A 12687-nucleotide genomic window follows, 5' to 3' on the forward strand; every position below is an offset into this window, starting at 1 on the left:
CAAATTTCACACACTATTGAGCTTTAAACAGTGCCTTTATGAGCTTAAAGATTAGTAATGGAATAGTTGGCACTATCTTAACATAAGCTCGTAAAAACCAAAAACCCCAGCTCAATAAGCCAGGGTTTTTAATTCTTAATAAGTATTATCCTTTTACTAATTCAATATCTGTCTTGAAATGACCAATTTCTGGATTTCGGATGTTCCTTCGCCAATTGTACAAAGTTTAGAATCTCTGTAGAATTTCTCTACCGGATAATCTTTGGTATAGCCATAGCCACCAAATATTTGTACTGCTTCCACACTGGCTCTTACAGCCACTTCCGAAGCGAAGTATTTTGCCATAGCCGATTCCTTCGTTACTGGCAATTTGTTGTTTTTCAAATATGCCGCTTGGAAAGTAAGCAATTTGGCCGCTTCCAGCTCAGTAGCAATATCAGCTAGCTTAAAGGAAATACCTTGGAAACTTGCGATAGGCTTGTTGAACTGATGACGCTCCTTTGAATAATCGATAGATGCATCTAAAGCACCTTGGGCAATTCCTAAACTCAAGGCCGCTATGGATATCCTCCCGCCATCAAGCACCTTCATAGCCTGGATAAATCCTTCGCCTACTTCACCTAATCTATTTGCATCTGGAATTCTGCAATCCTCAAAAATCATTTCTGCAGTTTCCGAAATTCTCATGCCTAGCTTATCTTCTTTTTTTCCACCTTTAAAGCCCGGAGTTCCTCTTTCTACCACAAATGCAGACATCCCACGAGAATCACCTATTTCGCCAGTACGCACGATCACTACAGCTACATCCCCAGACTTGCCATGCGTAATCCAGTTTTTGGTGCCATTGATTATCCAATCATCTCCATCTCTTTTGGCTACTGTTTTCATATTACCCGCATCCGAGCCGGTATTTGGTTCGGTAAGTCCCCATGCACCAAGCCATTCGCAAGTCGCCAATTTCGGCAACCATCTTTTCTTTTGCTCTTCGTTGCCAAACTGCAAAATATGTCCGGTACACAATGAGTTATGAGCAGCCATAGACAGTCCAATCGATGGATCTATCTTGGATAATTCCAAAATGGCCGTTACGTATTCTTCATATCCAAAGCCTGAGCCTTGGTATTCGGTAGGCACAAGCACGCCCATAAGGCCTAGCTCGCCTAGCTTAGTAAAAATTTCTCTTGGAAAATGTTGCTCATCATCCCACTTATTCCTGAACGGTGTGATCTCTTTTGCACCGAAGTCCCGGATCATCTGGGCAATCATTTTTTGGTTTTCGCTATATTCAAAGTTCATAAAGAAGGGAAAATTGGGTTAAAACGGGTTTCTAAAATAGATATTACTGAATTCACTACAAAACTAACGTTTGTTTGGCAAAGGTGTTTCCCATTCGTCAATTAATTGATTAAAGTTTGCCTTAACGGACTTATACCCTATTTTTGCTCAGCTTTAGAATTGTGGAAAATTTCAGATAAAAAATAAATTATGAAGGTAGCTGTAGTAGGAACAGGTTATGTAGGTTTGGTTACAGGAACTTGTTTTGCCGAAGTTGGTATCGATGTGGTGTGCATAGACATAGATCACAAGAAAATTGATGGCCTCAAAAATGGTAAAATGCCTATCTATGAGCCGGGTTTGGAGGAAATGGTAATCCGTAACTACGAGAAAGGCCGATTGAAATTCAGCACCGACCTAGCCGAGAGTATTCAAGGTTGCGATGTAGCATTTATTGCTGTAGGAACTCCACCGGACGAAGATGGTAGTGCAGATCTGAAGCACGTACTTGGAGTAGCTAGATCTATCGGGCAAAATATGAATCACTATATGGTGGTAGTCACAAAATCTACCGTACCAGTAGGCACTGCCAAAAAAGTAGATCAAGCTTTGCGGGAGGAATTAGCCAAACGCAATGTAGATATCCCTTATTCAGTAGCTAGCAATCCTGAATTCCTTAAAGAAGGCGCAGCAATCGACGATTTCCTAAAACCAGATCGTATCGTCATTGGCGTAGATTCTGACAAAGCGCAGGAAATAATGAGCCGCCTTTATAAGCCATTTACACTCAATGGCCACCCGGTAATATTTATGGACATTCCGTCTGCAGAAATGACCAAATATGCAGCAAACTCCATGTTGGCTACCAAAATCAGCTTTATGAACGACATTGCCAACCTCTGCGAAATCATTGGCGCAGATGTGAATATGGTTCGCAAAGGCATCGGTTCCGACCCACGTATCGGCACCAAATTTATTTATCCTGGTGTTGGCTACGGTGGTTCTTGCTTTCCGAAAGATGTAAAAGCCCTTATCAAAACTGCCCAAGAAAATGGCTATGATATGCGTGTGCTATCAGCTGTTGAAGATGTGAATGATAGGCAAAAGCATGTATTGTCTGGAAAAGTAAAAAGTCATTTTGGTGAAGATCTAAGTGGAAAAACCTTCGCAGTATGGGGTCTTTCTTTCAAGCCAAATACGGACGATATGCGGGAGGCTCCGGCAGTGGTTATTATCAATGAATTGCTAGCGGCGGGCGCCACAGTAAGAACTTACGACCCGGTAGCCATGCACGAAGCCGAGAGAGATCTTGGCGATACAGTAACCTATGCAAAAGATTCATTCGATGCACTAATCGATGCCGACGCATTGCTAATCGTCACAGAATGGCCAGAATTCCGCTATCCAAATTTTGCGGTAATGGCCAAACTGATGAAGAATCAGGTCATCTTTGACGGACGTAATATTTACGAACCAAAAGAATTGAAAGAAAACGGTTTTACTTATTTTGGAATAGGTTTACCAAAGGCATAATATGAACAAAAGGGTATTAATAACAGGAGCAGCGGGATTTCTAGGCTCACATCTCTGCGATAGATTTATCAAAGAAGGATACGATGTCATAGGCATGGACAATCTCATAACAGGTGATATTCGTAATATCGAGCACCTGTTTAAGCTCAAGGAGTTTGAATTTTTCCATCACGATGTTTCGAACTTTGTGCATGTGCCTGGCCATTTGGATTATATCCTGCATTTTGCCTCTCCAGCTAGTCCAATCGACTACTTGAAAATACCGATCCAAACGCTCAAAGTGGGCTCATTGGGAACGCACAATTTGCTAGGACTTGCGCGTGTCAAAAAAGCGCGCGTATTAGTCGCCAGCACTTCCGAGGTCTATGGCGATCCGCTTACCCACCCGCAAACGGAGGAATACTATGGCAATGTAAATCCTGTAGGTCCACGTGGTGTATATGATGAAGCCAAGCGATTTCAAGAAGCCATCACCATGGCATACCATACCTACCATGGACTGGAAACGCGCATTGTCCGCATTTTCAATACATTCGGCCCGCGTATGCGACTGAACGATGGACGCGTGTTGCCGGCCTTTATCGGCCAAGCATTGCGCGGTGAAGATCTTACCGTATTTGGCAAAGGCAACCAAACTCGCTCTTTCTGCTTTATGGACGATCTGATCGAAGGTATTTACCGACTTTTGCTGAGCGATTATCCTTATCCGGTCAATATTGGCAATCCAGATGAAATCACCATTTTGGAATTTGCAGAGGAAATCATAAAACTCACAGGCACCAGCCAAAAGATCATTTACAAGGATTTGCCAAAAGATGATCCGATGCAACGGCAGCCAGACATCAGCAAAGCCCGCGAAATTTTAGGTTGGGAGCCAAAAGTTTCTCGTGCCGAAGGACTCAAAATCACCTACGATTATTTTAAATCCCTGCCTAACGAAAGGCTTTACGATAGGGAGCATTACAATTTTGATAAATACAAGCGATAGAATTTTACAATGGGAAAAATACTGGTAACGGGCGGATTAGGCTATATAGGTTCGCATACGGTGGTAGAATTACAAAAAGCCGGCTACCAAGTATTGATAGTTGATAGTTTGGTAAATTCGGATATAAAAGTGCTCGATAGCATCACGGCTATTACGGGTAAAAAACCCTATTTCCACCAAGCAGACTTATCAAAAAAGCGGGAGGTTGAAGACATGTTTAGCCGCCATCCAAATATCGATGGCGCCATTCACTTTGCCGCCTTCAAGGCAGTAGGCGAATCGGTGACGAACCCTTTAGCATACTACCGCAACAATTTATGTTCACTCATATTTATGTTGGAGGAGTTTCAAAACCGCCAGCTCAAATACTTCATATTCAGTAGCTCTTGCACTGTATATGGCGATTCTGATCAGCAGCCTTTGCTTGAGTCATCGCCTCGACAGCCGGCAGCCTCTCCTTATGGCAATACCAAAATCATCGCAGAGGACATCTTGATCGACCTGTGCAAAATATATGATTTGCAGGCAATCTCCCTTCGTTATTTCAATCCAATTGGCGCGCATGATTCGGGCTTGATCGGTGAAATTCCAAATGGAATTCCGCAGAATTTGGTGCCATATCTTACGCAAACTGCCTTGGGAGTACGTGATGAGCTGAGAGTTTGGGGCAATGACTACCCGACTAGAGATGGCACTTGCATTCGCGATTATATTCACGTAAGCGATTTGGCCGAAGCGCATGTAATTGCCCTGAAAAGACTCATCAGCGGCAAAAACCAAGAAACGCTGGAGTTTTTCAATATTGGAACCGGCGAAGGAAGCACGGTGCTGGAAGTGATCAAAACTTTTGAAGAAGCTACTGGGCAGAAAATTCCGTACAGAATAGAAGAAAGAAGACCTGGAGATGTAGTAGCCGCCTATGCCGATACCCAAAAAGCACAAACCGAACTGGGCTGGAAAGCGAAACATACCTTAGCTCAAGCATTGGCGTCGGCATACGAGTGGGAGAAAAAAGTGACAGAACAAGAAGAAGAATAAATTAGGATTCTGAATTTCAATAAGATTAATTATCACACATGAGTAAGCATATTTTAATCACAGGCGGAGCTGGGTTTATCGGCTCACATGTAGTACGATTATTCGTAAATAAATATCCTGATTATCAGATAATTAATCTAGACAAATTGACCTATGCCGGCAATTTGGAAAACCTAACTGACATCGAAAATGCACCGAATTACCATTTCGAAAAGGCTGATATTGTAGATGTAAATCAGGTAGAAGCTATATTCCAAAAATATCCGATTGATGCAGTAATTCACCTTGCGGCAGAAAGTCATGTGGATCGCTCCATTTCCCACCCGCTGGAGTTTGTGCAAACCAATGTGATAGGCACCGTAAACCTGCTCAACTCAGCCAAAGCGCATTGGAAACAGCGTAAGGATGTGCTCTTTTACCACATCTCTACCGACGAAGTGTATGGCTCATTAGACGATGGCGGCTTTTTCTTAGAATCTACGCCATACGATCCGCAGTCGCCATATTCGGCTTCCAAGGCTTCGTCTGACCATTTTGTGAGAGCTTACCACAATACCTACAAAATCCCGGTGGTTATCAGCAATTGCTCAAATAACTATGGCCCAAACCAATTTCCTGAAAAACTCCTTCCGCTTTGCATCAATAATATTTGCAATAACAAGCCGCTACCTATTTATGGTAAAGGTGAAAATATCCGCGATTGGCTGTATGTAATCGACCATGCTAGAGCAATTGATGATGTATTCCACAAAGGAAAAGTAGGCGAAACTTATAATATAGGTGGCTTCAACGAATGGCAAAATATTGAGCTGGTGAAGCTGCTTTGCAAAGTAATGGACAGCAAATTGGACAGGCCGGAAGGCACTTCTGAAAAACTAATTACTTACGTAACCGACCGTGCAGGCCATGACCACCGCTATGCCATTGACGCCAACAAAATCAAAAACGAATTGGGTTGGGAGCCTTCAGTTACCTTCGAAATTGGTCTAGAAAAAACGGTAGATTGGTATTTATCAAATCAAGATTGGCTCAATAGCGTAACTTCTGGCGACTACAAGAATTATTACGATAGTATGTATGAAGGCAGGTAAAGCTTAGGTATTTATATGTCGAACCTTCACGTCTTTTTTGTCTAGAACATTTGCGCCGAGGGTGAATCCTTCAGGCAAAAGAATTTATCCCTTTGCGTCCTACCGCCTTAGCGTGAGAAATTTTCTCGCAAAGTCGCCAAGGCGCAAAGAAGGAAAGACGTTTAGATTTCCTCCCGCTTTTTCACAAGAATCAATAATTTTCCCTATCCTATTTCAATTCTTTTTAGTTTTGTCAAAATCTCATTCCTATCATGACTGACAAATACATGCAAAGAGGTGTTTCGGCCTCCAAAGAAGATGTACATGCTGCCATTAAGAATATTGATAAAGGCTTGTTTCCAAAGGCTTTTTGCAAAATAGTACCCGATACGCTGAGTGGATCGGATGAGCATTGCATTGTCATGCATGCCGATGGAGCTGGCACCAAATCTTCGCTTGCCTATTTGTATTGGAAGGAAACAGGTAATTTGTCCGTATGGAAAGGAATAGCGCAGGATGCTGTGATCATGAATACCGACGACTTGCTTTGCGTGGGTTGTACGGGACCAATTTTGTTGTCGTCCACCATTGGCCGAAATAAGAACTTGGTGCCGGGAGAGGTGATTAGTGCGATTATCAACGGCACGGAGGAAGTGCTCCAAATGCTACGTAATCATGGAGTAGACATCATTAGCACGGGAGGCGAAACTGCCGATGTGGGCGATTTGGTACGAACAATCATCGTGGACAGTACTATTGTGGCTAGAATGCGCAAGGACGAGGTGATTTCGAATGATAAAATCCAGCCGGGAGATGTGATTGTAGGATTGGCTTCATTCGGGCAAGCCAGCTATGAAGATGGCTATAATGGAGGAATGGGAAGTAATGGTTTGACTTCCGCAAGGCATGATGTTTTCTCAAAAATATTGGCCGAAAAGTATCCTGAGAGTTTCGATCCTCAAGTACCTAGTGAGTTGGTATATGCGGGAGGGAAAGCCTTGCTAGATGCTGTAGAGGGTTCACCCATCAATGCGGGTCAATTAGTATTATCGCCCACCAGAACGTATGCTCCGGTGATCAAAAAGGTACTTGAGAAACACCGTGCAGCTATTCATGGAATGGTGCATTGCAGTGGAGGCGCGCAAACCAAAGTATTGCATTTTGTGGATGAGCATCATATCATCAAGGACAATTTATTTGAATTGCCGCCGCTCTTTAAGCTGATTCAAGCCCAAAGCAAAACGGACTGGAAGGAAATGTATAAAGTCTTCAATATGGGGCATAGAATGGAAATATATACCGATACGGAAACGGCGAAGGAGATTATTGCTATATCGGAGAGTTTCCAGATTGATGCCAAAGTTGTAGGTAGAGTAGAAGCTAGCGCAACGAAAAAACTCACTATTAAGAGTGAGTTTGGGGAGTTTCATTATGAATAGAAACTATCCTTTTAAAGTCTCTATGGATTGAAGAGGATTGCAAATCCTAAAATAGATTTTCACGCTTTGTAAAATCGCACCAGTTGGTTTTTTAAGCAGATATTGGATCCACTTGAATTTTTCCTCCAATGGCTTTAAGAACTTTCATTATAGTTGAAAATTGAGGTTTGGCTCCATCCGATAAAGCTTTATATAAACTTGGCCTGCTTAATCCTGTTTCTTCGGCAATTTTGGTCATGCCAATTGCCTTAGCAATATGTCCGATTGCATTAATTATATCCGCATTACTTCCTTCCTCCAGTACAGTATTTAGATATTCGGCAATCATTTCTTTGCTATCCAAATAATCCGCTATGTCAAATCTAGAAGTTCCCATTTTCTTTATATATTTAAATTTTTCCATATTTCTTTGGCCTTAGCAACGTCTTTTTGCTGAGTTGATTTATCTCCTCCAATTAGTAAGATAATTATTTTGCCGTCTTTTTCTTTGAAGTAAACACGATATCCTTTGGCAAAATTTACTCGCATTTCATTGATTCCATCACCAACCGGTTTGCAATCACCAAAGTGTTCATCATTTTCTAATTTCTGAATTCTAAACAAGATCTTTGATTTGGCTTTCAAGTCTTTTAGTTTCCTAAGCCATTTATCAAATTCAATTGTTTTCTCAATAAAATACATAAGCACTGTATCTACTTGGATACAAAATTAACGAATTTTTTTTGACTCAGTTATATTTGCATGTATCTATTTAGGTTGTGGCACTTAAGAGGATTGCAAATCCTAAAATAGATGAGTCACGCTTTGCAAAAGCGCGCCAGTTGGTGTAGCAAATTAATGTGATTAAAAATTACATCTAATCTGATCTAAGGCTTTGACTGAATTAACCCAGTTCAAAGCTGGTTACTCCAAAGACATTTTTTATTTCAATATTGGGGGCTGATTTGGTGTACATTCGAGCGGTGCCAAATACCTTTTTCATGCCGTAACTCTCGGCAAATTCGATAGCTGCTAAATTGATATCTGGCACATCTAAAAATACTGAGGCTTTTGGCTCTGCAAAATTGCTCAGCGAAAGATAAAGTTGCTTGGCAACATTCTGATTATTGGCGAACAAAGGGCCTATTTTGTACCCAACTCTGCATTTGCGTATCATCCCATAGCCCGTAATTGTATTATTGTCAACAGCCACCAAAGCCAAACTGTCCTCTTGGTTAAGCCATGCCTCTAGAAATTGAGCTCGTGGCACTGGAAAATGTTTAGCATCATAGTTAGTGATATCAGCAAAAGATACTTTTGAAATAGGAAGGATATCTGCAAATTGTTGATCGTTGTGTATTGCCAATCCTTCGTAACGAATATTGCTATAGGCTAATGTAAAGCCCGATTTTTTGTAATTATCCTGTTGTTCAATAACACCATCCAAGCCGATATTTTGAGTGTTCAGATAGGCCATGGCTTTATCCCAAAGTTTCAAACCATATCCTTTTCCTCTATACGCTGGTTTTACCATATAAAAGCCAATAAATCCGAAGCTATTATCATAAGCAACAGCTGAAATGCAGGAAATAGGTTCATCATTCAACATCCCGACAAAAAAGCCATTAGGATCTGCTGCGTAGAAGGATAAAGCATCATGCAGACCCGGATTCCAGCCTTCATTAGCTGCCCATTCCACAGCTATATTTTCGACCTCCTCTTGGGTCATATTTCGGATTATATAGTTTTTACTCATAAGCAGGTTGATATAGCCTTTGACAAATTTTGCCTCATTTCTAATCATTTATGTTAATCAGTAGATTCTAAAATACTGAACTTTTAACTTATAGACTAATTGGAACTTGGATAGAAATGTTGGTAAGGAGGATTTGTTGCAAGAGCTTGAAGCTTAAAGAGCAGGACGGTTGAAATTAGATTTTTCTTTATCTGATAAAATAATTTATTAGCAATTTTAAGTCGAACTGATTTAGGATTTTCTAACTTAAACAGTTACATCTTCTGTAAAATCACTGTTTAACATGAAAATTTTTGTGGTATATTCTGGGAACTGTTTCTAGAAACCAAGGTTGAGGGTTATTATTAATTCCAATACGCCATGCGGTAATATCATCGATATCAGTTTGTTTGGAAGTTCGCATTATTGACCTTGGGTATCTTTCTAAAATGAAGTTATATTCTTCATTTTGAAATCCATACGTGGTATTCTTATATATATCCCATGCGCCAAATAGGTGTAGAGTTTCATGTGCTGTGACGTTCTTATTTTTTTTCCTCCAATTCTGATCAAATTCAAATACTGTAATATGTTCTGGTAAAATTTGTTCTTCATATCCATTTAATAGAGCAGGTGACGCAGTGCTTACCCCTAATCCTTCGTGATAAATTATTAAAAAATACCCTCCTTCAAACAACAAATACTCTTCCTTCTTAAAAAAGGGAATTTCACTATTTGAATAAAAAGTCCATATTTTTTTTGCGTTATTTTTTTTATACTCGTTACTTTTATTCAAAGGATCTCTTACAACTGGAGGGTTTTTATAATCTACAATTGAGTCAATTTTAAAGTCTTGGTCTAAATTAAATATCTCAAAATGAATATTAAGATTCACATTATATTTTTTTAATTCATTGTTTATTTTCTTAAATGCTCGCCTGTCTCGATTTAGCACTTTTTTTTTATTTTTCATCTCCCAATTATTTTGTGGGCTTGAAACAAAAACCACAATTGCGCAAACCTCATTATTCGTTATTTGCTTCACAGTTCCAACATTGGCAGTTTCATAGTATTTGGTAGTATCAATTAATACTTGACCAGATGCTTTTAGCATGCCCAGAATGAATGAAATTGTTATAATTATTCTCATAGATTATTTGAAGTCTTTTAATTAATGAACTTATCATGCATTGAATAATTCAAGCTTGGATAGAGTTGTCAAATATGGTTTGAATCTGGAAGTTCAATTAGCGGGAGGTTAATGTTTATGAGTTGTGCCAACTCGAATGGTCTAGAAAGCTTTTATTGCGCAACTTTTACATTACTATTCAATAACTCTACATTAAAATTTATTTTGGCTTTCAAGGCTCCAAAAACTCGCAATATTGTTTCCATGGTTATATTGCTCGCATTGTTTTCAAGTTTTGAAATTTGAGCTCTTTGGACTCCAATTAGTTTGCCTAATTGTTCTTGAGTTAAATTCCTTTCAAGTCGAGCTTTCCCGATCAATTCGCCAATGACTTCAAGTTGCAATTCTTGTTCATATTGCGTTCTTCTTTCGGTTCCATTTTCTCCAATAAATTCGTCCTTGATTTGGTCGAAAGTAAAAACCTTCAATTCTGAGTCTTTAGTTGACATTTTCATTTCGTTTTTTAAGTTCAAAATATTTTAACCTAATTTTTATACGCTGATTTAGGAAATTAAATGATCCTCGTGGCATTTGCACAGCTCAAGATTTACCATTATCCCAAACCTTAAATGGTGAATATAAATCAATTATTGATCGTTTCCATGGCTGAAAGACCCAATTAACCAAGAGGGAAATTGGCCTAAAGTGTAACAGTTCTATGCTTTACGAAGCACCGTACATCCTATAAACACTTGAGGCCCAGTTTTTCTACTTTCCTCAAACACTTCATTCTGAATTCTTCTTTGGAAAGCCTTATCGGACCAAAGCTTGTGATGCGTACTCTTTTCACGCCAATGAAATGTAAGGTTCCTTTTCTCATGGCATTATGGCTTGGGCTACCATATACCCAATGGTAATACCAAGCAGGTTGGTCTAATGTGCAGATGATTCTTGCAGTTTTTCCGGTCAGGCATTTGTCGCTAAACAATGAGTTTTCTCTCTTTTTAAAGGCAAATCCCGGAAGTAAAATGCGGTCTAAAAAGCCTTTCATTATGGCAGGCACTGAACTCCACCAAACCGGATATACCCAAACCAAATGATCTGCCCATTGTAATTTGGCTTGCGCGTCTATCAAGTCCGGCTCCAATTCCACCCGCTTTCTATAGCCAAATTCCAAATTAGGGTTGAATTTCAATTCACGGATATTGATTTCCTTTATCTCTGCACCTGATCTTTCTGCACCTTTTTTATAAGCCGCTGCAAGCGCGAAATTGAAACTTTCTTTATCTGGATGTCCATTGATTATTAATATCTTTTTCATCATCACTAGAAGTATTTTTTCATTTTATCTTCGAACTGGTTTCCTGTTAAGTTTTTGATATTGAAAAACTTAAACAGCGTAAAACTAGAGGGTACGGTTAGAAAGATTGTGCAAATAAGGAAAGTGAAAACGCTACTCAATATGGCGAATGCCTGAGCGCCCATTTCTCCTAGCAGGGAAGCAAGAAAAGCGGGAGGTTGGGTAAAATACTGATGAGCAGCTATAGCATAATCATAAAATCGTATGCTAAGCTCGTAGATGAGCCAAGTGGGATAAAACCATTTTCGAAGTGGCTCCCACCACTTCCCAAATATTGAGTTTAGTTGTGTGTTTTTATCTTCCATTTCTTTCTTTTTGCAAAGCTCAGACGAATGGAAGCATTATCATTTGATATAAATCAAATTCGGATTTTAGGATTTCTGATTCTGCTTAGTGTCTCTAGGGTAATGCCGAGATAGGAAGCAATATGGGTAAGTGGAATTCGATTGGTGATCTGAGGGTATATAGACAGCAAATGCTTATATCTTTCTTCTGCTTTGTTGAACTGAACAGTGTAGAGCCTTTCGCAGAGGCCTAGCATAGTCTCAGTGACTACTCTACTAATAAAGCGCTCAAAATCATGGTGCTTGTCCGTGAGGGTATCCATGATTTCTTTAGAAAACTCAAGTACTGTAGAGTCTTCTACAAACTCAACATAATGAGGACTTGGTTTTTCACTAAAAAAGCTGACGATGGGCGCCATAAACTGATTTTCGAAGGTAAACCAGTCGCTAATATCTTTTCCGTCTTTTATATAATAAGCCCTGGCACAGCCCTCAACAATCAGGTAAGCTTTTTTAGAAAACTGTCCTTCTTTTGCGACTATTTCGCCCTTTTTGAATGTGTTTAGTTTTGAATATGAAATTAACTCTTGCCGACATTCTTCACTCAGTGGAGCATACGTTTCTCCGATGGCATTAAGTATATTTTCTATGTTCATTTTTTATGAGAGGAATAATTATTTGGGATAGGGTTGTAAAATTAAATTGGGTAATTCACGATTTGCAAAAGTGCCTCAGTTGGAGTGGTAAAAGACACACTGATTGACAAGCTTTGGCTGGTGTTGTAAGCTTCCCTGATATTTGGGCCATTTAAAAGTTTCTTTTCAGTTGTTATCAAAAGTAGGTGCCTGCTGCATGTA

General features: G+C 39.8%; 14 protein-coding genes. 5 read left to right on the top strand and 9 right to left on the bottom strand.

Annotation, left to right across the window (positions count from 1 at the left end):
* Positions 1 to 156: 156 nt before the first annotated feature.
* Complete coding sequence (locus ACOXY8_RS15195) at positions 157 to 1296, bottom strand: acyl-CoA dehydrogenase (protein ID WP_458332461.1); 1140 nt, start codon at positions 1294 to 1296, stop codon at positions 157 to 159.
* Between the two features lie 189 nt (positions 1297 to 1485).
* On the opposite strand from ACOXY8_RS15195, the gene ACOXY8_RS15200 reads away from it, so the two are divergent.
* The 5 genes from ACOXY8_RS15200 to ACOXY8_RS15220 all read left to right on the top strand — a co-directional run bounded on the left by ACOXY8_RS15200 (position 1486) and on the right by ACOXY8_RS15220 (position 7343).
* On the top strand, positions 1486 to 2808 hold the full coding sequence (locus ACOXY8_RS15200; RefSeq protein WP_458332462.1) for a UDP-glucose dehydrogenase family protein: 1323 nt from the start codon (positions 1486 to 1488) through the stop codon (positions 2806 to 2808).
* A 1-nt stretch (position 2809) separates the two neighbouring features.
* Positions 2810 to 3796 (top strand): UDP-glucuronic acid decarboxylase family protein, encoded by a 987-nt coding sequence (locus tag ACOXY8_RS15205; protein ID WP_458332463.1) that lies wholly within the window; start codon positions 2810 to 2812, stop codon positions 3794 to 3796.
* 9 nt (positions 3797 to 3805) lie between these two features.
* On the top strand, positions 3806 to 4834 hold the full coding sequence (galE, locus tag ACOXY8_RS15210; RefSeq protein WP_458332464.1) for a UDP-glucose 4-epimerase GalE: 1029 nt from the start codon (positions 3806 to 3808) through the stop codon (positions 4832 to 4834).
* A gap of 38 nt (positions 4835 to 4872) precedes the next feature.
* Positions 4873 to 5925: a dTDP-glucose 4,6-dehydratase gene (gene rfbB / locus ACOXY8_RS15215; protein WP_458332465.1), complete on the top strand. Its 1053-nt coding sequence runs from the start codon at positions 4873 to 4875 to the stop codon at positions 5923 to 5925.
* A 251-nt stretch (positions 5926 to 6176) separates the two neighbouring features.
* Entirely contained in the window at positions 6177 to 7343 is a 1167-nt protein-coding gene (locus tag ACOXY8_RS15220; protein WP_458332466.1) for an AIR synthase related protein, read from the top strand.
* Between the two features lie 91 nt (positions 7344 to 7434).
* Here the strand turns inward: ACOXY8_RS15220 and ACOXY8_RS15225 are convergent, their stop codons facing one another.
* From ACOXY8_RS15225 to ACOXY8_RS15260, 8 genes are all read right to left on the bottom strand, one after another.
* On the bottom strand, positions 7435 to 7746 hold the full coding sequence (locus ACOXY8_RS15225; protein WP_458332467.1) for an addiction module antidote protein: 312 nt from the start codon (positions 7744 to 7746) through the stop codon (positions 7435 to 7437).
* Positions 7725 to 8024 (bottom strand): type II toxin-antitoxin system RelE/ParE family toxin, encoded by a 300-nt coding sequence (locus ACOXY8_RS15230; RefSeq protein WP_458332468.1) that lies wholly within the window; start codon positions 8022 to 8024, stop codon positions 7725 to 7727. Before ACOXY8_RS15230 ends, ACOXY8_RS15225 begins: the two co-directional genes overlap by 22 nt.
* 202 nt (positions 8025 to 8226) lie before the next feature.
* Positions 8227 to 9078, bottom strand: a complete 852-nt coding sequence (locus ACOXY8_RS15235; protein WP_458332469.1) for a GNAT family N-acetyltransferase — start codon at positions 9076 to 9078, stop codon at positions 8227 to 8229.
* A gap of 271 nt (positions 9079 to 9349) precedes the next feature.
* Positions 9350 to 10207: a hypothetical protein gene (locus tag ACOXY8_RS15240; protein ID WP_458332470.1), complete on the bottom strand. Its 858-nt coding sequence runs from the start codon at positions 10205 to 10207 to the stop codon at positions 9350 to 9352.
* Positions 10208 to 10359: 152 nt separating this feature from the next.
* Positions 10360 to 10695: a helix-turn-helix domain-containing protein gene (locus tag ACOXY8_RS15245; RefSeq protein ID WP_458332471.1), complete on the bottom strand. Its 336-nt coding sequence runs from the start codon at positions 10693 to 10695 to the stop codon at positions 10360 to 10362.
* A gap of 233 nt (positions 10696 to 10928) precedes the next feature.
* A complete protein-coding gene (locus ACOXY8_RS15250) occupies positions 10929 to 11507 on the bottom strand; it encodes an NAD(P)H-dependent oxidoreductase (protein ID WP_458332477.1) in 579 nt (192 codons plus the stop codon).
* 5 nt (positions 11508 to 11512) lie between these two features.
* A complete protein-coding gene (locus ACOXY8_RS15255) occupies positions 11513 to 11851 on the bottom strand; it encodes a hypothetical protein (RefSeq protein WP_458332472.1) in 339 nt (112 codons plus the stop codon).
* A gap of 53 nt (positions 11852 to 11904) precedes the next feature.
* Complete coding sequence (locus ACOXY8_RS15260; RefSeq protein ID WP_458332473.1) at positions 11905 to 12486, bottom strand: Crp/Fnr family transcriptional regulator; 582 nt, start codon at positions 12484 to 12486, stop codon at positions 11905 to 11907.
* Positions 12487 to 12687: the final 201 nt, after the last annotated feature.

It is taken from the genome of Peijinzhouia sedimentorum (assembly GCF_049340005.1).
Lineage (GTDB): Bacteria > Bacteroidota > Bacteroidia > Cytophagales > Cyclobacteriaceae > CAXBDP01.